Source organism: Spongiactinospora rosea, assembly GCF_003315795.1.
Classification (GTDB): Bacteria; Actinomycetota; Actinomycetes; order Streptosporangiales; family Streptosporangiaceae; genus Spongiactinospora; species Spongiactinospora rosea.
The window spans coordinates 323,709-344,330 of the sequence record NZ_QMEY01000005.1; the positions used below are offsets into that span (position 1 = coordinate 323,709).

A 20,622-nucleotide genomic window follows, 5' to 3' on the forward strand; every position below is an offset into this window, starting at 1 on the left:
GCTGCATATCGATGGATGGACGACCGAGGTACGAGGGCGGGCATGGACGAGGTGTTCAAGGCACTGGCCGATCCGAGCCGGCGCGCACTGCTCGACTCGCTCAACGCCCGCAACGGGCAGACGCTGCGCGAGCTGTGCGCCGGACTCGACATGGCCAGGCAGTCCGTCAGCAAGCACCTCGCGGTGCTGGAGGAGGCCGGGCTCGTCGCCACCGTGCGGCGGGGCCGGGAGAAGCTGCACTACCTCAACGCCGCGCCCGTGCACGAGATCGCCCACCGGTGGATCAGCCGCTACGACCAGGCCAGGGTCCACGCCCTGGCCGACCTGAAACTCGCCCTGGAGGAGATCCCGATGGACGCGCCGACCTTCGTCTACACCACCTACATCCGCACCACCCCGCAGAAGCTCTGGCAGGCACTGACCGAACCCGCCTTCACCCGCCGCTACTGGGCCACGGAGTTCACCACCGACTGGTCCCCCGGCGCACCGATGACCTGGGACAACCACGGCGTGCTGATCGCCGACCCGGAGCAGGTCGTACTGGAGGCCGACCCCTACAACCGGCTGTCCTACACCTGGCATGCCATCACCCCCGAGCTCGCCAAGCGCTTCGGCTGGGACGAGGAAACGCTCACCCGGCTCTCCGGCGAGGCCCGCTCCAAGGTCACCTTCACGATCGAGGAGACCGGGCAGGTCGTGAAGCTCACCGTCGTACACGACGGCTTCGAGCCCGGATCGAGCCTGGCCGAGATGGTCAGCCACGGCTGGCCGAACGTGGTGGCGAGCCTGAAGACCCTGCTGGAGACCGGCGAACCACTGCCCGGCGACGCGTGACCTCCCCGGCCAAGACCGGCTGCGCCGGACGGCCTGTTCGATCGGCGAGGTCGTCGCGTCCGTGGGCCGGGCCGATCTGCGCCGCGGCTGCGGACCGCCAGCAGGCCGAACACCGAGCGCAGATCGCCCGTCGCGGCCGGTGCCGCGGACATCATGTTCCCGGCGAACCGGCCGACGGCAATGAAGGCGAACGACAGCGCGATGCCCGCCGGGCCGCGCTGACCGCCGTGCGCGGTGCGGGCAGCCGCAGGGGTGCTGTACTCCCCTCCCTGGGCACGCTCGCGCTCAGCGACAACCCGTCCCCCGGAGCGTGGTTTCACACGGTGGTGGTCTTCGGGTAGTACGGGCGGAGGACGGCCGTGGCGACGCGGTCGAGCATCCGGTCCGACAGTATCCGCGACAGACGAGTGAGCAGGGCCGCGTCGCGGCCGATGGTGTAGCGCGTGCGGGGTCTGCCGGTCGTCACGGCCTTGGCGATCACCCGGGCGGCCTCCTCGGCGGACCTCCCGCGCGCGGTGCCCGCCGCGGACATCGCCATGACCGCCTGGACCAGCGCCCCGTAGCGGTCGCGCAGCGGGGGTGACATGGCCTCGGCCAGCCGGCTCGTGGTGGCGATGCCCCGGTCGGCCATCCGCGTTCGGATCCCGCCGGGTTCGACGACGACCACCGGTACGCCGTGCGGCGCCAGTTCCCGGCGCAGCGCGTCGCTGACCGCCTCCAGGGCGAACTTCGTGCCCGCGTACGGGCCGAACGTGGGCATCGCGACCTTCCCACCGACCGAGCTGACGTTGATCACCCGCCCGGAGTGGCGCAGCAGGTCGGGCAGCAGGGCCTGGATGACGGCGACGTGCCCGAACAGGTTGACCTCGAACAGCCGCCGCCATTCGGCCAGCGGCAGGGCCTCGACCGGGGCGTTGATGGAGACGGCGGCGTTGTTCACCAGCGCCCGCAGCGCACCGGTCTGCGAGCCGACGCGGGCGGCCAGTTCGGCGATGTGGCCGGGCTGGGTGATGTCGAGGATGACCGGCTCGATCCCGGGGGCGCGGAGCGCGTCGGCGTCCTGGTCGCGGCGTACGCCGGCCAGCACATGGAACCCCCGGCGGGCCAGCTCACGGGCGGAGGCCGCGCCGATCCCGGTGGAGGCCCCGGTCACGACGACGCATTCCCGAGTTTCAGATGACATTGTCACCTTAACGAGGGTAGGCATCTCAGATGACAGTGTCAACGGTAGGGTGATCGGCGTGATCAGCCGTGTGGAATCCGCCGCCGCGACGCGGCGCGCCCTCCTGGACGCCGCCGCCGCCCTGCTGGACACCGGCGGTCCGGACGCGGTGACGTTGCGCGCGGTCGGGGCGCGTGCGGGGGTCACCCGCGGGGCGCCGTACCGGCACTTCCCCGACAAGGACAGCCTGCTGACCACCATCGCGGCCGAGGCCCTGGAGCGGCTCGCCGACCAGGCGCAGGCCGTACGCGCCGACCCGCACCTGCCCCCGGCCGGCAGGCTGCAACGCGCCCTGTCCACGCTGATGACGATCGGCCGCCGCCGGCCGCACCTGTACCGGCTGATGTTCACCACCCCGGCCGGCGACCCGGCCGCGATCCACGCGGCGAGCCGGGCGGCCGGCCGCGCCATGGAGGAGTTCCTGGCCATCGTCGGCGACCTGATCGGCACCCGGCACGCCCACCGGTTCGCCGCCCTGCTGCTGACCAGCGCACACGGGATCGCCGACCTGGAGGCCAGTGGCCACCTGTCCCCGGACAAGTGGCACCTCACGGCCGAAGAACTCATCTCGACCCTGATCTCCATGATCGACCAGCAGGTCCACAGCGGATAGCCGCGCGGCGTTCGTTCGTGGGCATCCTCCATGAACACGATCGTCATCGAGCCCTGCCTTCCTGGGGTGAGCCGGAGGTCCTCCTCACGCCAGAGGCGGCGGCCGCACGCGACCGGCACCGTGAATGGGGTGAAACGTGCATTCATCATCACCGCCCTGGCCCTCACACTGACCGGATGCGGCTCCACCCCGCCGCAGCGCCTGACCGTCCCAAAGCCGACGGGCCCGCATCCGGTGGGGACCGTCCCGGTCCATCTGGTCGATCGGTCCCGCGTGGATCCCTGGAACGGCTCCGGCAGGAAGCGGGAGCGGCATGAACTCACCGTTTCCCGCTTTGCCCGATCAGGCTCTTCCCGGCCCCGATGAACCTTGACTTACCAGGAGCATCAGAACTCGCCACACCATCGCCTGTCGATGCGGCATACGGTTCAGCAAGGTTCTCAGGAAGGTGAAAACATGCCGCCGATCAACATGCTCGGCCAGATCGGCCAATCCGTTTTTCGTTCACTCATCTTGTCCGCGGCCAAGAGCCCGCGTATCCAGGCGATGGCCGGCAGGCATGGACTCAAGGCCGGCGCCGACCGTTTCGTGGCGGGTGAATCGCTGAACGACGCCCTGAACGTGCTCGATCGCCTGCACGGCGAAGGCATGCGGACGTATGTGATCGCGCTCGGCGAGGCGGTCCACACCAGGGAAGGCGCGGACGCCGCGGCGAGGATCTACGAACGGCTCATTCCCGACGTCGCCCGCAACGGCCAGGGCACCACCTTCTCCATCAAGCTCACCCACCTCGGCATCGAAGCCGACCGCGACCTCGCGCTCCGGCACGCGCGCCGGATCGTCTCCCTCGCCGCGGAGCACTCGGCCTTCGTCCGCCTGGACATGGAACACTCCGCGGTCGTCGACGAAACGCTGGCGATCTACCGGGCCCTGCGCGGCGACGGGCTGGACAACACCGGAGTCGTCCTTCAGGCGTACCTGCACCGCTCCATGGACGATCTGATCGGCCTGCTCCCACTGGAACCCAACATCCGCGTGGTGAAAGGCGCCTATCTCGAACCGCCCGGGGTGGCCCTGCAACGTAAAACGCACGTCGATGTGGCCTACCGCCAGCTCGTCCGGACCGCATTGACGTACGCGAAATTCACGGCGGTCGCCACACACGACGCGTCCGCTATTCGGGCCGCGATGGCCGACGCGCGGAAGAACGACTCCGATTTCGAGTTTCAGATGCTTTACGGCGTCGGCCACGCACTCGCCCGGCAGATCGTCGCCCACGGGCACGCCGTGCGCATCTGTGTGCCCTTCGGCCAGGACTGGTTCGTCTATTTCACCCGGCGGCTGGCCGAGCGTCCCTCGAACGTGCTCTTTGTCGTCCGCAATCTCGGAAGGCGTCAGCCATGGTCTATTTGAATTTCGCCGCCGCGGCGCGGGCGGCCCGGGGACGGCCCGATCGGTTGCGGGCCGGGCTTGGCGAGGGGACCGTCGCCATCGCCGCGTCCGCGCCGAACGTGCGCTGGCTGACCGCGCTCGCCGGCGTCCCCCATGTCTATTACGGCCGCGGCGCCCTGTACGCGATCGTCGGCACCGCGGGAGACTGCCGCGTGGTCGCCCCGGCCTCGGAGCTCGGCTGGATCTGCGAGGTGTACGACAGTACGCTGGTCCACCCCCACGGCGGCTTCGTCTACCGCGGCGATGTCGGCGGGCTCGGCGTTCATGCCGCACCCGGTCGCGTCGGCGCGCCGGCGCCCGCCCGGGCCGTGCTCGACGCCCTGGCCGAACTCCCCGACGCCAACCGCGTCGTCCACGACGGGCACCTGCCCTCCGACGTCGTCCTGGGACTGAAGGACGCCCGCCCTGACCTGGCCGTCGAGGTCGACGAGACCCTTTTCACCCGAGCCCGCCGGATCAAGGATCCGTACGAGCTGGACTGCCTGCGGCGGGCCAACCTCGCCTGCGAAGCCGCGATCATCGCCGCGCTCGCCGAGGCCGGGACCGGCATGACCGAACGCGAGATGCTGCGCGTGGTCCGCCGCGTCATGGTGGAGCACGACGCGCATCCGCTGCTGAGCGCCCTGGGGTATTCCGAACGGGGGGCGCTGGTCGACATGCCGGTCTCCGACCGGGCGCTGCGATCCGGCGACGTCATCCGCTTCGACATCGGCTGCACCGTCGAGGGCTACCACGCCGACATGTCCAGGACGGCGGTCTTCGGCCCGCTCGACCCCGAACTCCGGGATCTGCACGACGGCCTGGTCGCCGCGGAGAAGGCGGCCATCGCCCAGGTTCGTCCGGGCGCGCGGGTCGGCGACGTCTTCGCAGCCGCCGTGGACGCCGCCCGGACGACGGGCGTGCCCGACTTCGACCGCACGCACTGCGGCCACGGCATCGGCCTGGAGATATACGAACCCCCCTCGGTGATCCGGGACTCCGGCGACCTGCTCGAAGCGGGCATGACGCTGTGCGTCGAGACCCCGTACTACCTGCTCGGCCGGGCCGGTCTGCAGATCGAGGACGCGATCGTCGTCACGGACTCCGGCGCCGAACGCCTGGGCGATCTCCCGCAAGAACTCCTGACCGCCGGATGAAGGCCATGAACCATCCCATTCTCGACATCGACGCCCTGCGTGCGGACACCCCGGCGACCGCCACGCTCCTGCACGCCAACAACGCCGGGTCGTCACTCCAACCCCGGCAGGTCACCGAAACGGTCCTGGACCACCTCGCGCTGGAGCAGCGGCGCGGCGGGTACGAGGCGGCGATCGAACGCGAGGGCGAGCGCGCCGCGGTGTACGACGACATCGCGCGGCTGATCGGAGCCCTGCCCCACCAGATCGCGCTCACCGACAGCGCGACGCGGGCGTGGAACCTCGCCTTCGCGGCCGTGCCGTTCGAGCCCGGCGACCGGATCCTCACCTCGATGGCGGAGTACGCCAGCAACTACATCGCCTTCCTCCAGCTCCAGGAGAGAATGCCGGTCACCGTCACCCCCGTCCCCAACGACGAAACCGGCCAGCTGTCGGTGAGCGCCCTCGCCGGCCTCCTGGACGACCGGGTGCGCCTGGTCGCGGTCACGCACATCCCCACCAGCGGGGGACTGGTCAATCCCGCGGCGGCCATCGGTGAGGTGGTCGCGGAGAGTCCGGCCCTGTTCCTGCTGGACGCCTGCCAGTCCGTCGGCCAAATGCCGATCGACGTGCGCGAACTCAGGGCGGACCTGCTCACCACCACGGGACGCAAGTACCTGCGGGGCCCGCGCGGCACCGGCTTCCTCTACGTCGGCGACACCGCCCTCGACCGGCTGCGGCCCCCCGTCACGGACCTGTTCGGCGCCCGGTGGACCAGCCGGGGCGGCTACACGCTGCGCACCGACGCCCGGCGATTCGAGCTGTACGAGTCGAACATCGCCGCCGCCCTCGGCCTCGGCGCCGCCGCGCGCTACGCGGCCGAGGTCGGCCCGCAGGCCGCCTGGTCCCGCATCCGGGCACTGGCGGAGCGGCTGCGAGCGGCGCTGGGCGGCGAGCCCGGCGTCACCGTCGTCGACCAGGGCGAGGTCAGGTGCGGGATCGTCACGTTCACCGTACGAGACCGGGAACCGATCGCGCTGGTCGGGCGGCTGCGCAGGCAGAACATCAACATCTGGCACTCATCGGTCGAATCGACCAGGCTCGACATGGAGGACCGCGGCCTGCGGTCGGTGGTACGCGCATCGGTCCACTACTTCAACACCGAGCAGGAGATCGACCGCCTGGCGGAGGCGATCGGGGCGGCCCGATGACCACACTGATCGGCGACCCCGGCCTGCGCTATCCGCTGGCGGTCCTCAACCTCGACGCCGTGCGGCACAACCTGGCGGAGATGGATCGCCACCTGCGCGACCACGCGGCGCTGATCGCGCCGCACGCCAAGACGACCATGCTGAAAGAGGTCCTGACCCTCCAGACCGAACCGGCGTCGACCTGGGGCCTGACCGTCGCGGACGCCGTCCAGGGGCGGCTCGCGGAGAAGGTCGGGGTGTCGCGCATCCTGCTGGCCAACCAGCTCGTCGAACGCGACGACATCGCCTGGGCCGCCCGCGCGGCCCGCGCGGGCCGTACCGTGATCTCCCTGGTGGACACCGAGGAGGGAGTGCGCCGGCTCGACGCCGCGCTCGGCGACATCGGCGCGGCCTCGCCACGGCATCCGGTGCTCCTCGAAGTCGGATACGCCGGCGGCAGAGGCGGCACCCGCACGCGGGAGGACGCCGACGCGGTGGCCGCGGCGGTCGCCGGTTCGCGTCATCTGGTGCTCTCCGGCGTGTCCGGCTACGAAGGGATGCTCGGCGGGGACGCGACCCCCGCCGACATCGAACGGGTGGACGCCTACCTGACCGGCGTCGTCGCGGTGGCGGCCCGGCTCGCCGGACGCGGAGCCCTCGCCGGGCCGATCCTCTCGGCGGGCGGCTCGGCCTTCTTCGACCGGGTGATCGACATCTGCCGGGAGCCGGTGGCCGCGCTCGGCGCAACCCTGTTGCTCCGCAGCGGCTGTTACGCCGTCCACGACCACGGGCTCTACGCGCGGACCTTCCCCGGGTCCCGATCGGCGGACGGCCCCGATCTGCGGCCGGGGGCGACCGTGTGGGCCCGCGTCCAGTCGCGTCCCGAGCCGGGGCGGGCGATCGTCGCGGTGGGCAAGCGGCACCTGCCCTACGACGCCGGGCCGCCGGTGCCGCTTGGGATCCGGTACCGCGACGGCGTGCCCGGCCCGCTCCCGGCGGGCGCCGGCACGGCCCGGCTCAGCGACCAGCACCTGCACCTGGACGTTCCGCCGGACAGCGACCTGACCGTCGGTGACGTCCTTCCATTCGGGGTCTCCCATCCGTGCGGCCTGTTCGACCGCTGGCGGTCGGTGAGCATCGTCGATGACGAGGGGCGTCTGGTGGGCACCGGGCGGCCGGATTTCTGATGGTCCGGCCGGTTTAAGTGCGGCTAACAGAGTCCTTAAGCAACCGGCGAGCCGGGTGCCCACGGCGAAAGGAAGACTGGTCATCATGAGTACCGCTGATGAGATCGTGACAGGCCGGCGCTGGCTCGTCATCGGCGCGCCGATGGAAGGCTCGGGCACGGGACGCGGCGAGATCGGCGCTCCGGGCGCGTTCCGCCGCGCCGGACTCGTCGAGGGACTCGGCGCCGTCGACTTCGGGGATCTGCCCATCGCCGTCACCGACGGCAGCCGTGACCCGGTCACGGGGATCATCGGCCACCACCAGATCGCCACCGGCACCAAGCTCATCGCGGACGCTGTCAGCTCCGCGCTGCTCGTCGGCTGGCGGCCCATCGTCCTGGGAGGATGCTGCTCGATCCTGCCGGGAGCCCTGACCGGGCTGCGGCGGCACTCCGGGCCGGCCAAGCTGGTCTTCCTGGACGGGCATCTCGACCTGTTCACCCCGAAGGACACCCGTACCGGCGAGCTGGCCGGAATGGCCCTGGCGGTCGTGACGGGATACGCCGCCGAGGCGGCCGGCGCCCTGGCCGGTCCGGTGCCCCTGGTCGAGCCGGCCGACGTCCTGGCCATCGGGGACGCCGACGGCACGCGGCGGCGGGAGTCGGGGGCCGCCGAGGCGGCCACCGCCATTCCGGACGCCCGCGTCATGGACGCCCAGTCCATCCGTTCCATGGGCGCCGAGACGGCGGCGGCGCGGGCGGCGGCGCTGCTCGACCGCGAGGGGATGCCGTACTGGCTCCATTTCGACATCGACGTCCTCGATCAGGCGGTGATGCCCGCCGTCAGCTTCCCCGCGGCCACCGGACTCGGCTACGCCGAGGTCGAGACCCTGCTCAAGGCGTTCGGCGGGGACCCCAGGCTGATCGGCGTGTCGGTCGCCGACCTCAACGTAGATCGTGATCCCCAGCACGAATATGCAGGTAAGGTGACTGAACTACTCGTATCCGCCTTCGCGTGAGTGGAGAGGATCAATCGGAGACCGGCCCCCGCGGCAGTACCAATCCCGGCTCAATCTCCGCCGGCTCGCGCTGCTGCTCGAAATCGGGCGGCACGACACGCTGACCGCGGCGGCCGAGGCCCTTGCGTACTCCCCGTCCGCGGTGAGCCAGCAGCTCAAGGCGCTGGAACAGGAGGCGGGGCTCGCGCTCGTGGAGCGCGGCGGCCGGCAGGTCAGGCTCACCGCGGCCGGCCGGATCCTGGCCGGGCACGCCGAGGAGATGATCGCACGGCTGCTCGCCGCCGAGGAGCACGTCCGCGCCGTCGGCCGGCTGGGACACGGCCGGCTGCGCCTGGCGACGTTCCGCAGTGCGGGCGAATCGCTCCTGGTCGAGGCCATCACCTACTTCCGTGGGCACTATCCGGCCATTTCCATCAGCGTGGTGCAGGGCGAGCCGGAACAGTACATGACGGCACTGCGGCGGCACGAACTCGATCTGGCGCTCAACTACGACTACGACGGTCTCGATCCCCAGCTCGACGAGGGCCTGGTCAGTGAGCAGATCTGCGCGGAGCCCATTCTCGTCGCCGTCCCCGCGGGCCATCTGCCCGCCGATGAGCCACTGAGACTGGCCGACCTCGCGGGGGAGAACTGGATCGCGTCCACCCCCGCCAACGCGGTCCACCGCTTCACCGAACGGGCGTGCGCGCAGGCCGGATTCACGCCGCGCATCATCATGCACACCGACGACTACCACATCGCCCAGGAACTGGTGGCGCGAGGCATGGGCGTGACGTTCCTGCCGGAGATGACGGCGCGCGACCATCACCGCGGGGTGGAGGTCCACCGGCTCACCGACGTCGACCTCCGCCGTCGGATCCACGCGACCTATCGGGTCGGCGGTGACCGGGTCGCGGTGGTCGCCGCGATCCGTGACGTCCTGCTCGCCGTCGGGGCGCGTGACTGACATGCGGCGGCACGGTAGGGAGCCGGTGGGGAGGCGGTCGTGCTAGAGATACGACGGCTCAAGGTCCTGCGGGAGGTGGCCCTTCGCGGGTCCATCACGGCCGCCGCCGAGGCGCTGAGCTACACCCCGTCCGCCGTCAGCCAGCAGATCGCGGCCCTTGAACGGGAGATGTCCGCGGTGCTGGTCGAGCGCGGGCCGCACAGTATCGCGCTGACCGAGGCCGGGCACATCCTCGTCGAGCACACCGAGGGGGTGCTCGAACACCTCGAACTCGCCGACGAGCAGGTGAAGGCCATCGCCGGGCTGCGCGGCGGGCGGCTGCGGCTGGCCACGTTCCGCAGCGCCGGCGAGACCCTCGTGGCCCAGGCGTTGATGGACTTCCACCGCGCCTGGCCCGCCGTGGAACTGAGGCTCGCCGAGGGCGAGCCCGAGGAGTACCTGCACCGGGTGGCCGCGGGAGAGTTCGACCTCGCGCTGTCGTTCGACTACGACGGCGTCCCGCCGCCGCATGACGACACGCTCGCCTGCGAAGACCTCCTCACCGAGGAGATGCTCATCGCGCTGCCCGAAGGGCACCGGCTGGCGGACGGTCCCTCGGTCGCGCTCGCCGACCTGTCCGAGGAGCCGTGGATCACTAGCTCCGTGCGATCGAGCGTCCATGAGTTCACGGCCATCGCGTGCGGATGGGAGGGGTTCGAGCCGCACGTCGCCTTCGAGATCGACGACTACCACATGGCGCAGGCGCTGGTCGCCGCCGGCGTCGGCGTCACCTTCATCCCCGCCCTCTCCACGCACACGGCCAACCCGCACCTGCGCGTGCTCCCCGTGCGTCCCCGCCCGCCGCGGCGCCGCGTCTGCCTGGTGTCCAGGGAGAGCGAGTCGACCTCTCCGTGCGTCGCCGAGATGACGAGGCTGTTGCGGCTGGCCGCCGCGGCGCTGTCCACCGGCGAGCGGTGACCCCGCCGCCCGCGCCTTAAGACAGGCTGGCGGTGGGGTGAAGAGAACGTTAATCACGGCTCCGAGCCCCCGGTATATGGTTAATCCTCAAAGGTCAGCCGTCGCATATATCACTTTACCCCGACGCACTCTTGAACATGAACCCGGACGACACCACAGTCGGCACTGAGAGTTCAGAGAGAAAGCCATGAGATCGAGCCTTCGCCGTGCCACGATCGCCGTCGGCATCGTCGTACTCGCCGGGACCGCCTGCACGAACCGATCAATTGATTCTTCCGCACCGACGACCGCCTCGGGGACGGCCGTCCAGGTGACGACCGCGATCGACAAAGACGCCGCCGCACTGGTCCCTGACGAGGTCAAGGCCAAGGGAACGCTCTCCGTCGCCAGCGGGAGCGCGAACGCCCCAATGGAATTCTTCGACTCCGACGGTAAAACGTTCATCGGCTTCGACATCGATTTCTCGGACGCCATCGCCGCGTCTCTCGGCCTGAAACCCGTGCATATCGACGCGACCTTCGACGCGATCATTCCCGGGCTCGCCGCACGAAAGTACGACATGGGAATGTCGGGATTCTTCATCACCCCCGAGCGGCAACGCGTGGTCGACTTCGTGCCCTATCTGCGGGACGGGTCGGCGCTGGTCGTCACCCGCGGCAACCCGCTGAGGCTCGCGATGGATCCCGCCGCGTTGTGCGGGCACCGGGTGGCGGGGGAGAAGGGCAGCGTGCAGGGGATCCAGTACCTGCCCGCCATCTCCAAGGACTGTCAGGCCGCCGGTCGCAAGCCGGTGACGGTCATGTTGTTCCCCAAACTCGACGAGGCCCACCTGGCGCTGACCGGGGGCCGGGCCGACGCGATCATGGAGGACAGCATCCCCAGCGGCTACCGGGCCGCACGGTCCGGCGGCAAGTACGAGGTCGCACCCGGTGACGTCTACAAGCCGGTGCTGACCGGAATAGCCTTCCCGAAGGGGTCGAAGCTCGCCCCCGCGGTCCGGGCCGCGGTCAAGTCCCTCGCCTCGGACGGCACCCTGGAACGCCTCATGGCCAAGTGGTCGATCCCGAAGACGGCGCTGCTCCCCGACCACGACCGGAGCTGAGCGATGTCCTCCTCGACCGTGGTCACCGGTCCCCCCGTAGGCGAGCTGGTCATCGTCCCGCGCAGGCACCCCGGGCGCTGGCTCGCCGCCGCCGTCATCGCGGTGATCCTGGGGCTGCTGGGCTGGTCGGTCCTGACCAACGCGAACTTCGGCTGGCCCACCGTCGGCGACTACCTGCGCGACGTCTCCATCGGCAGGGGCATCGTCATCACGCTGGAACTGACGGTGCTGTGCATGCTGGTCGGCCTGGTACTCGGCACGGTCATCGCGATCGGCCGCATGTCGCCCAATCCGGTGATCCGCGCGACCGCGTTCGGCTACATCTGGTTCTTCAGGGGCACGCCGGTCCTGGTGCAACTGCTGTTCTGGTTCAACCTGGCCGCGCTCTATCCGCAGATCACCTTCGGGATTCCGGGCGTCGCGCTGGACGCGAACACGCTCATCACGCCCATGATGGCGGCGGTCCTGGGCCTCGGCCTCAACGAGGCCGCCTACATGGCCGAGATCGTCAGGGCCGGCATCCAGTCGGTCCCTCCAGGCCAGTCGGAGGCCGCGAGCGCCCTCGGGCTCACCCGCCTAGAGACCATGCGCCGCGTCATCCTCCCGCAGGCCATGCGGGTCATCATCCCGCCCACCGGAAACGAGACGATCGGCATGCTCAAGACCACCTCGCTGGTCAGCGTGCTGGCCGTACCGGACCTGCTGTACTCGGCCCAGACGATCTACGCCCGCACCTTCGAGACGATCCCGCTGCTCATCGTGGCCAGCATCTGGTACATCGTCGTCACCTCGATCCTGTCGGTCGGCCAGTACTACCTGGAGCGCCACTACGCCCGCGGATCCGTGCGGCAGGAGCGGACGCCGCTCCGGCGGCTCGCCGGCCTTCTGGGAATCGGCCGGCGCGGCACATGGAGGAAGAAATGACCGGACCGGCCCCGGAGGGCACCGGGCAGGTGATCGTGCGCGCGGAGGGCGTCCGGCATTCGTACGGCAGGACCGAAGTGCTCAAAGGCATCGACCTGGAGGTCCACGCCGGCGAAGTGGTCTGCATGATCGGCCCCTCGGGATCGGGCAAGAGCACCCTGCTGCGCTGCGTCAACCATCTGGAGGTCATCAGCAGCGGACGGCTGTGGGTCGATGGGCACCTGGTGGGCTACCGGCAGAAGGGCAACAGGCTCCACGAGCTGAGCGACAAGGAGATCTGCCGGCGCCGGGCCGGTGTCGGCATGGTCTTCCAGCAGTTCAACCTCTTTCCGCACATGACCGTGCTGGAGAACCTCATCGAGGCGCCCTGCCGGGTACTGCGCGAGCCGAAGAAGGAGGTCACCGAACGCGCGCTCGGACTGCTGCGGCAGGTGGGCCTGTCGGAGAAGCACGGTGCCTATCCCGCGCAGCTCTCCGGCGGGCAGCAACAGCGCGTCGCGATCGCCCGGGCGCTGTGCATGCGGCCCAAGCTCATGCTCTTCGACGAGCCGACCTCGGCACTGGACCCCGAGCTGGTCGGCGACGTACTCGACGTGATGCGCGCCCTGGCCCGGTCCGGGATGACGATGGTCGTCGTCACCCACGAGATCGGGTTCGCCCGCGACGTCGCCGACCGGGTGGTGTTCCTCGACGACGGCAAGATCGTCGAGTCGGGACCGTCCGGCCAGGTGATCTCCTCGCCGCGGCATGAACGCACGCGGGCGTTTCTCGCCGCCGTCCGCTGACACCGAACACCTGTAAAGGAAAGAAGAGAAAGAAAGGAAGGACGATGAGTCGATCGCTGGAGGGCAAGGTGGCCGTGGTGACCGGCGCGGGCGGTGGCATCGGTTCGGCCGTCGCCAGGAAGCTGGCCGAACTGGGCACCCGCGTCACGGTCAACGACGTGGACGAGGCCAGGGCGAAGTCCGTGACGGAGGACATCACCCGTGGCGGGGGACGGGCACGGACCGCGGCCGGGGACGTTTCGGACGCGGCGACGGTCAACGACATCATGGACGACACGGTGCGGGCCTTCGGCCGCATCGACGTCGTGGTGAACACCGCGGGCCTGATCGGCCAGGTCAGGCACTTCCTCGACGCCGATGAGGAGTGGTGGGATCGCGTACTGCGGGTGAACCTGCGCAGTGTGTTCCTCTGCTCGCACGCGGCCGCCAAGTACATGGTGGAGCAGGGCTCCGGGGTGATCATTTCCACCTCCAGCGGGGGCGCGACCAGAGCCCACCGCGGCGAGGTCGCCTACGACGCCTCCAAGGGCGGCATCGAGGCGATGACCCGCGCGCTGGCGGTCGACCTCGCGCCCTACGGGATCCGCGTGAACGCGGTGTCGCCGGGGTCGATCAACGTGGCGCCCCCCGGCGCGGTCAGCGCGGAAGAACTCGCCGAACGTGGCAGGACGGTGCCACTGGGCCGCGTGGGGATACCGGACGACCTCGCCTCCGCCTACGCCTTCCTCGCCTCCGACGAGGCCGCCTACATCACCGGCGTCGTCGTACCCGTCGACGGAGGAATGATCATCCAGCAGAGGTCCCCACAGGTGGACATCTTCGGCCTGGACCGGTACCCCGCCGTCGGCCTCCTGTCCGGCCCACGCTGAACCCCGGGCCGGCCAGGCCCTGGCCGCCGACGTAGGCCACTCCGTGCGACTCGACGACGTTCCAGAGGTCGCTGTCGCCTGTGCCGGTGCGCCGCCATCGCTCCTCGCCAGAGCCGGCGTCCGATGCGGAGGTGCGTCCGGTGCTGTCGCCGATGACGATGGGGTGGTGCCCGACAGCGCCGTCCGTACGGAGCGGGCGCGGATCCGGGAGCTGGAGCGGGAGAACACCGAGTTGCGGGAGAAGCCGGCGTTCTTGAAAAAGCAGCCTTGCGTTCCAGTGGTCGTCCGGAAGGACCGGAGACCGCAGGGGCCGCGAGCCCTGGGCCGTGAGCGGGAGGAATACCTCCGGCTCACAATGCGTCGCCCCGGCCGCCACGGCATGTCCGCGGAGGCCGGGAGAAGCGGGGAGGCTCAGTACACGCGCTCGATGCGCAGGCCCTGGTGGATCTGGCCGACCCGGTTCTGGTCGGCCTTGGTCGCGACCAACCGCACGGCCACACCGTCCCGGCAGATCTTCGGTGGCGGTGCCGTCCACGCGGGCCATCCTCTATGAGGCGGCTATGGGTGGACCTTCTCCGTGATCGGGGCCGGTGCGGCCGCCAGGCGGTGCCTGCGTTTGGGCAGGCCGTAGGTGGGGTGGGAGGTGGCCCACAGGGCCATCGTGAGGATGGCCGCCTTGACGCGCGCGGCGTTGCGGCCACCTGCGTACTTCGGCTTTGGCCGCCCCTCGTCGTCGACCGTCTGCAAGATGCCGTCCCGCCGTCCGAGGCTGATGTGGTTGTAGGAGTGGACCAGCTTGGTGTTCGCGACCGGGCGCCCGGTCAGGCGTCCCACGATCGCCTCGATGGCCTGCCGGCCGGTGTGGCCCGCCGACGCGCAGGACATCGGCAGTGGCCGGCCGCTGTCGCCGACGGCGTGGACGCTGTCGCCGATGGCGTACACGTTCGGGTGTGAGGCCGACCGCATGGTGCGATCGACGGTGATCTGACCGGTTTCGGTGACCTCCAGCCCGCCCGCGGCGGCGATGGGGCCGACCGCGAACCCGGCCGTCCACACGGTCGCGTCGGAGGCCAGGGTGGTGCCGTCGGCGCACAGCACCCGCGTCGCCTCGACGGCTGTGACGGTGGTGTGCGCGAGGACGGTGATGCCCAGCCGGTCGCAGGCCCGGCGCAGGTGGCCGCGAGCGCCGGCGGACAGCCGGGCGCCCGGCTCGCCGCGGGCGATGAACGTCACCGACAGGCCGGGCCGGGATTCGGCGATCTCGGTGGCCGTCTCGATACCGGTCGGCCCGTCGCCGACGACCAGCACATTCCCGCCCTCGCCCCGTCTGTCCAGATCGTCCAGGCGTTCGCGCAGGCGCAGCGCCGAGGGCCGGCCGGTGACGTCGAAGGCGTACTCGGCCACACCGGGGACGCCGTGGTCGGCGACGTGGCTCCCGAGCGCGTAGACAAGCGTGTCGTAGCCGAGTTCGCCGCCACCGTCGGCCATGGCGACGATCTGGCGCTGGGGGAGGATGGCGGCGACACGGGCCAGGCGCAGCCGTATCCCCGTGCCCGCGAAGACGTCGGCGAGCTTCGGAGCCTCGATCTCCTGGCCGGTCGCCAACTGGGGCAGCCGCATGCGCTGGACGAAGTCCGGTACGGCGTTGACCACGGTGATCTCGGTGTCGGCCGGGGACAGCCGGCGGGCCAGGTTCCCGGCCGCGTAGGCCCCGGCATAACCGGCGCCGAGGACCACGATGCGGTGTTTCATGTGTCGCTCCTGATGGTTGGCTTGCTTCCGGTCGTTCTTTCGTCCTGACGACCATGCGGCGTCTGCGCCCCGGACTTCGTGACAGTGCGCTGGTATGGGGGTGTCACCGATCACGGCTGTCACACATCGGTGGGCGCCGGCGCCTTGTGCATGGGAGCAGGAGTCGCGGGAGTACAGACAGGAGCCAGGGATGAACGAGCGCCGGCACGCGACGACGGGCACAACCGGGCCGGCCGCGGGCGGCGGCCGGATGGACCCGGCGACCAGGGCGTTCCTCGCTCATCGCAGCCTGCTGTTCACCGTCGCCTACGAGATGCTCGGCTCGGCGGCCGACGCCGAGGACGCGCTGCAGGAGACCTGGTTGCGGTGGGTCAAGGTCGACCTCGGGCAGGTGTCCGACCAGCGCGCGTACCTCGTGCGGATCACCACCCGGCGCGCGCTGGACCGGCTGCGCGCCATTCGGCGCCGTAAAGAGGACTACGTCGGCCCCTGGCTGCCCGAGCCGCTGCTCACCGCGCCGGACGTGGCCGAGGACGTCGAACTCGCCGAGAGCGTGTCGATGGCGCTGATGCTCGTCCTTGAGACGCTCTCACCCACCGAACGCGCCGTCTTCGTGCTGCGCGAGGTCTTCGGTGTCGGTCACGAGGAGATCGCCGCCGCCGTCGGCAAGAGCTCCGCGGCCGTCCGGCAGATCGCGCACCGCGCCCGCCGCCACGTCGAGGCCCGCCGCCCGCGCGAGGCGGTCTCCCCGAGCCAGGCCCGGATGGCCGTGGAGTCGTTCCAGCGCGCGCTGGAGACCAGGGACCTGCAGGGCCTGCTCGACGTGCTCGCCCCGCAGGTCGTTCTGGTGAGCGACGGCGGAGGTGTGAAACAGGCCGCGCCGCAGCCGATCACCGGCGCCGGCAAGGTGGCCCGCATGATCGTCAACGGCCTCGGCAAGGCCCAGGTCACGCTCACCAGCGAGCCCATCGTGGTCAACGGCAACCCGGCACTTCTCCTCCGCGTGGACGGAGAGATCGACGGCGTCATAGCGGCCCGGGTCGAGGACGCCCGCATCACCGGCCTCTACTACGTCCGCAACCCGCAGAAGCTGACCCGCATCGCAACGGAGACCCCGCTCACCCTGCGATGAACGAACGAACTCCGCCAGATCTCTGACCGGGAGGTCCTTCATGACGAACAGCGCCGCCGGTGAACTCGCCGGCCTCACGTTGCCCATCGAGCGTGGCTGCCCGTTCGCCCCGCCCACCGCCTACGAACGGCTGCGCGAGCAGGGGCCGATCAACAAGGTCCGCCTGGCGAGTGGCGGTGAGGCGTGGTGGGTGTCCGGGCATGAGGAAGGCCGCGCCGTCCTCGCCGACCCGCGCTTCTCCTGCGACAAACGCAAGGACGGCTTCCCGCTCTTCACCCTCGACGCGGCGACCCTGCGGCGGCTTCGCAGCCGGCCGCCGCTGATGCTCAGCCTGGACGGCGCCGAGCACGCGGCGGCCCGCCGCGCGGTGATCGGCGAGTTCACCCTGCGGCGGCTGGCCGCGCTGCGCCCGCGCATCCAAGGCATCGTCGACCACTTCATCGACGACATGCTCGACACCGACCGGCGGCCGGTCGACCTGGTACAGGCGCTGTCCCTGCCGGTGCCCTCCCTGGTGATCTGCGAACTGCTCGGCGTCCCCTACACCGATCATGACTTCTTCCAAAGCCGCAGCACCATGATGGTGGGCCGGACCTCGCTGGAAGAGCGCGGGCGAGCCTTCGCCGAACTGCGCGCCTACGTCGATGACCTGGTCACCCGCAAAGAGTCCGAACCCGGCGATGACCTGCTCAGCCGGCAGATCGCGAGGCAGCGCCGGGACGGAGCCCTTGACCACGGGGGTCTGGTGAGCCTGGCCTTTCTGCTGCTGACCGCCGGACACGAGACCACCGCGAACATGATCTCGCTCGGCGTCGTCGGGTTGCTGTCCCACCCGGAACAACTGGCCCTGATCACGGCCGACCCGGGCAGGACGCCGATGGCCCTGGAGGAACTGCTGCGCTACTTCACCATCGCCGACGGAGTCACCTCCCGCCTGGCCACCGAAGACGTGCAGATCAGCGGGGTGAGCATCAAGGCCGGCGAGGGTGTCATCGTCTCGACCCTGTCGGCCGACTGGGACCCGGCGGTGTTCACGGACCCGGCCGAACTGGACATCGAGCGCGGGGGCCGCCACCACATCGCCTTCGGCTTCGGCCCGCACCAGTGCCTCGGCCAGAACCTGGCCCGGATGGAACTACAGATCGTCTTCGACACGTTGTTCCGCCGCGTCCCCGCTCTGCGGCTCGCCGCACCGGCCGAGGACCTGCCGTACAAGGCCGACGCCGTCGTCTACGGAGTACACGAACTCCCGGTCACCTGGTGAGGCCGCGCGGGGCGCTCAGATCCTCCCTTTCGCGGGCAGTACCGGCTCCAGCCGGAACATGCCCGTGACCATTTCCGCCGCCTCGCCGGCCGGCCGGGTGCGACCGGCCATGGCGTCCAGCACATCGACGGTGGTGATCATGCCGATGAAGGACCCGTCCGCCGCCATGACCGGTACCGCGTCGCAGCCCGCGTCCCGCATCACCGCCGCCACGTGCGGCAGGGACGCGTCCTGGCGGACGTGGGGGATGCGCCGCCCGGGCAGCAAGCGGCGCAGCGGCGTACGGGACTGCGCCTCCGGGCCGCCCGGCCAGGACGCCGCCAGGTCCTCCTTGGTGAGGATGCCCAGCAGCAGGCCGTGCTCGTTCACCACAGGCAGGTGGTGGATGCCCGCCCGGCGCATCACCTCCCACGCCATCAGCGGGGACTCCTCAGGCCGGACGATCACCAGGGCCCGGCTCATCACCTGAACGGCGGTCAGCGTCTCATCCATGGCCATCCCCCTTTTCAACGCGGCCAGGTCCAGTCGCGGACCCAGGCCGGGTCCTCACCGTGCTCGCGGGTGTGGGCGCGGGCCCGCAGCCGGGCGTCGGCCAGCCGCAGCGGCCGGGGTTTCTTGATCAACAGCCCGAGCAGGCCCAGCCCGTGCGGCCAGTGCTCGATCCTGGCGATCTCCTCCTCGCTCAGCCCCACCGGGATGAACTGGACCAACGTGTCCTCCCGGCCGACCACGCCCAGCGCCCCGTAGCCGGCGTCCACCAGCGTGGTCGCGGTCCGCACGATCCGCCGCAGCACCGTCTCCAGGTCCAGGTCACTGCCGACCGACACCACCGCGTCGAGCAGGGCATGCACGCGGTCGCGCGTCGCCAGCACGGCCTCCAGCCGGACCTGCAGCTCCGACAGCAACTCGTCCAGTCGCATGCCCGGCAACAACGGGCGCGCCTTGTCCTCGGCCATACTCGGCAGTCTGCCACCGGCCCGCCGGCTCGGTACCCCCGACAGGTGGGCGAACGGGCTGGAGAGATGGTGACTGTTAGTATAACAATGATTGACGCACTGTAGTATTGAGCGTGTCGGGGCGCGACCGTCAGACGTGGTGTTCTCACATATCCGGAGGCGACGCATGCGAATCGCGGCAGACGCGTCGCAAGGAGGCTGGCTCGCGCCCGGCTACTGCCCTCCGTCGATGGGCGTCGAGGTCGACGTCGTTTCGGGCTTCTATTCGCAGTCCTCCGGCACGATGGCCGGTCTCGCCTTCACCGCGCTGGTCCTGCTGCTCGGCGCACGCGATTCCGGCGGGGACAAGAGATATTCCGCGCCTCATGCCCTGATGGCGCTGTTCGTCACGTTGTTCTGCCTGCTCGCCACCATGGTGACCTACTCGGTGCTGGCCGGTAACAAGGACGTCGACGGCCGTACCGCCGCCTCGGAGATGGTGGCGGGCCTCGGCCTCAGCCTTGCCGTCCAGATGCTCTTCTTCTCCCTGCTCCTGCTTCTGGAGATGCGGCCGGAACACGCCGCCGTCGCCCGCGTGGCGCGCTGGGTCACGGTCGTCGTGATCCCGATGGTCGGCCTGCTCTTCCTGATGTTCGGGGCCCAGGGCACAGAGTACCTGCGCACCACGCGCATCCCCGGTGTGACGGTCGGCGCCTGTGAGGGCTCGGTGGCGGTACCGCTGACGAGCGTCGCCCTCTTCTTCGCGATGGGCATCGTCCTGATCGGCGCACGCGCCAAGGGGATCCACCTGCGCTGGGCCCGCGAGCGCCGCTCCTGGCCCTCCATCGTGGCCCTCGGCTGGAGCGTGCTGTCCTTCGTCCTGTTCACCGCCATCACGCTCCAGCCGACCGGCTATCTGATGCCCCGCCTGATGGTGCTGGGCTTCATGTCCTTCGCGGCGATCGTGCTGGCCACGATGGGAGTCCTCATCCAGGCGGGCGGCCCGGTCTCTCGCCCGCTCGTCGCCAACGACGACCCCCCACCCCTCCCCGGACCGGACAAGGCACCGGACAAGGGACCGGGCAAGCCCGTCGCGGACACCCAGGAGAAGCACCCCGTTCTGAAGGACCACCACCTCGTGGCCCGGAAGACGCGGCATACCAAAGGGCATCAAGAGCGCGGCACGACCGCGGGCGGCGAGAGCTGACAGCCCCCGCGCGCCGGGGCGGTCGCGGCGGCATGATGGAGGCAAGCGCAATGCTCCTCGTCCGTCAGCGCCGCTCCACCGATCGCGACGACTGACCGCAGGCACGAGTCCCCGGCGACCGCCGGCGCCTCGGCTTCAC

The 20,622-nt window shown here is 70.4% G+C and carries 19 protein-coding genes and 1 pseudogene; 16 read left to right on the forward strand and 4 right to left on the reverse strand.

The window, feature by feature from the left end; all coding sequences use genetic code 11:
• Positions 1-15 precede the first annotated feature (15 nt).
• On the forward strand, positions 16-834 hold the full coding sequence (locus tag DP939_RS15695; protein ID WP_225878271.1) for an ArsR/SmtB family transcription factor: 819 nt from the start codon (positions 16-18) through the stop codon (positions 832-834).
• Positions 835-1,150: 316 nt separating this feature from the next.
• Here DP939_RS15695 and DP939_RS15700 read toward each other — a convergent pair whose 3' ends face one another.
• The gene (locus DP939_RS15700; RefSeq protein WP_113981428.1) at positions 1,151-2,017 is read right to left on the reverse strand and encodes an SDR family NAD(P)-dependent oxidoreductase; all 867 of its coding nucleotides are present in this window, start codon (positions 2,015-2,017) and stop codon (positions 1,151-1,153) included.
• Between the two features lie 58 nt (positions 2,018-2,075).
• Here DP939_RS15700 and DP939_RS15705 point away from each other — a divergent pair, with 58 nt between their 5' ends.
• The 12 genes from DP939_RS15705 (at position 2,076) to DP939_RS15765 (ending at position 14,193) form a co-directional block, all read left to right on the forward strand.
• Positions 2,076-2,669, forward strand: coding sequence for a TetR/AcrR family transcriptional regulator (locus DP939_RS15705; RefSeq protein WP_225878272.1), 594 nt, complete (start codon positions 2,076-2,078; stop codon positions 2,667-2,669).
• Positions 2,670-3,125: 456 nt separating this feature from the next.
• A complete protein-coding gene (locus tag DP939_RS15715; RefSeq protein ID WP_158578585.1) occupies positions 3,126-4,082 on the forward strand; it encodes a proline dehydrogenase family protein in 957 nt (318 codons plus the stop codon).
• Positions 4,070-5,257 carry a M24 family metallopeptidase gene (locus tag DP939_RS15720; protein WP_147268006.1) on the forward strand — a complete coding sequence of 396 codons (1,188 nt, stop codon included), beginning with the start codon at positions 4,070-4,072 and terminating at the stop codon, positions 5,255-5,257. Before DP939_RS15715 ends, DP939_RS15720 begins: the two co-directional genes overlap by 13 nt.
• Before the next feature lie 5 nt (positions 5,258-5,262).
• The gene (locus tag DP939_RS15725) at positions 5,263-6,447 is read left to right on the forward strand and encodes an aminotransferase class V-fold PLP-dependent enzyme (protein ID WP_199565187.1); all 1,185 of its coding nucleotides are present in this window, start codon (positions 5,263-5,265) and stop codon (positions 6,445-6,447) included.
• On the forward strand, positions 6,444-7,613 hold the full coding sequence (locus tag DP939_RS15730; protein WP_113981433.1) for an alanine racemase: 1,170 nt from the start codon (positions 6,444-6,446) through the stop codon (positions 7,611-7,613). Before DP939_RS15725 ends, DP939_RS15730 begins: the two co-directional genes overlap by 4 nt.
• Positions 7,614-7,698: 85 nt before the next feature.
• Entirely contained in the window at positions 7,699-8,610 is a 912-nt protein-coding gene (locus DP939_RS15735) for an arginase family protein (protein WP_158578586.1), read from the forward strand.
• A 13-nt stretch (positions 8,611-8,623) separates the two neighbouring features.
• On the forward strand, positions 8,624-9,556 hold the full coding sequence (locus DP939_RS15740; RefSeq protein WP_263972326.1) for a LysR family transcriptional regulator: 933 nt from the start codon (positions 8,624-8,626) through the stop codon (positions 9,554-9,556).
• A 39-nt stretch (positions 9,557-9,595) separates the two neighbouring features.
• A complete protein-coding gene (locus DP939_RS46195) occupies positions 9,596-10,513 on the forward strand; it encodes a LysR family transcriptional regulator (RefSeq protein WP_158578587.1) in 918 nt (305 codons plus the stop codon).
• A gap of 187 nt (positions 10,514-10,700) precedes the next feature.
• The gene (locus tag DP939_RS15750) at positions 10,701-11,615 is read left to right on the forward strand and encodes an ABC transporter substrate-binding protein (protein WP_113981436.1); all 915 of its coding nucleotides are present in this window, start codon (positions 10,701-10,703) and stop codon (positions 11,613-11,615) included.
• A gap of 3 nt (positions 11,616-11,618) precedes the next feature.
• On the forward strand, positions 11,619-12,539 hold the full coding sequence (locus DP939_RS15755; RefSeq protein WP_113981437.1) for an amino acid ABC transporter permease: 921 nt from the start codon (positions 11,619-11,621) through the stop codon (positions 12,537-12,539).
• Positions 12,536-13,324, forward strand: a complete 789-nt coding sequence (locus DP939_RS15760) for an amino acid ABC transporter ATP-binding protein (RefSeq protein ID WP_199565188.1) — start codon at positions 12,536-12,538, stop codon at positions 13,322-13,324. Before DP939_RS15755 ends, DP939_RS15760 begins: the two co-directional genes overlap by 4 nt.
• A gap of 44 nt (positions 13,325-13,368) precedes the next feature.
• Entirely contained in the window at positions 13,369-14,193 is an 825-nt protein-coding gene (locus DP939_RS15765) for an SDR family NAD(P)-dependent oxidoreductase (protein ID WP_113981439.1), read from the forward strand.
• Between the two features lie 558 nt (positions 14,194-14,751).
• Here DP939_RS15765 and DP939_RS15770 read toward each other — a convergent pair.
• Positions 14,752-15,945 carry an NAD(P)/FAD-dependent oxidoreductase gene (locus tag DP939_RS15770; RefSeq protein ID WP_113981440.1) on the reverse strand — a complete coding sequence of 398 codons (1,194 nt, stop codon included), beginning with the start codon at positions 15,943-15,945 and terminating at the stop codon, positions 14,752-14,754.
• Between the two features lie 190 nt (positions 15,946-16,135).
• Here DP939_RS15770 and DP939_RS15775 point away from each other — a divergent pair, with 190 nt between their 5' ends.
• The gene (locus DP939_RS15775) at positions 16,136-17,077 is read left to right on the forward strand and encodes an RNA polymerase sigma-70 factor (protein WP_113981441.1); all 942 of its coding nucleotides are present in this window, start codon (positions 16,136-16,138) and stop codon (positions 17,075-17,077) included.
• Between the two features lie 40 nt (positions 17,078-17,117).
• A complete protein-coding gene (locus DP939_RS15780; protein WP_113981442.1) occupies positions 17,118-18,341 on the forward strand; it encodes a cytochrome P450 in 1,224 nt (407 codons plus the stop codon).
• A 15-nt stretch (positions 18,342-18,356) separates the two neighbouring features.
• On the opposite strand, the gene DP939_RS15785 is transcribed toward DP939_RS15780, so the two are convergent.
• Together DP939_RS15785 and DP939_RS15790 are read right to left on the reverse strand one after the other, a co-directional pair.
• The gene (locus tag DP939_RS15785; RefSeq protein WP_225878273.1) at positions 18,357-18,833 is read right to left on the reverse strand and encodes a CBS domain-containing protein; all 477 of its coding nucleotides are present in this window, start codon (positions 18,831-18,833) and stop codon (positions 18,357-18,359) included.
• 98 nt (positions 18,834-18,931) lie between these two features.
• Positions 18,932-19,297 (reverse strand): annotated as a pseudogene (locus DP939_RS15790) (histidine kinase); the annotation flags it as partial.
• A 166-nt stretch (positions 19,298-19,463) separates the two neighbouring features.
• Between DP939_RS15790 and DP939_RS15795 the strand changes: the two are divergent.
• Positions 19,464-20,483: a hypothetical protein gene (locus DP939_RS15795; protein ID WP_147268007.1), complete on the forward strand. Its 1,020-nt coding sequence runs from the start codon at positions 19,464-19,466 to the stop codon at positions 20,481-20,483.
• Positions 20,484-20,622: the final 139 nt, after the last annotated feature.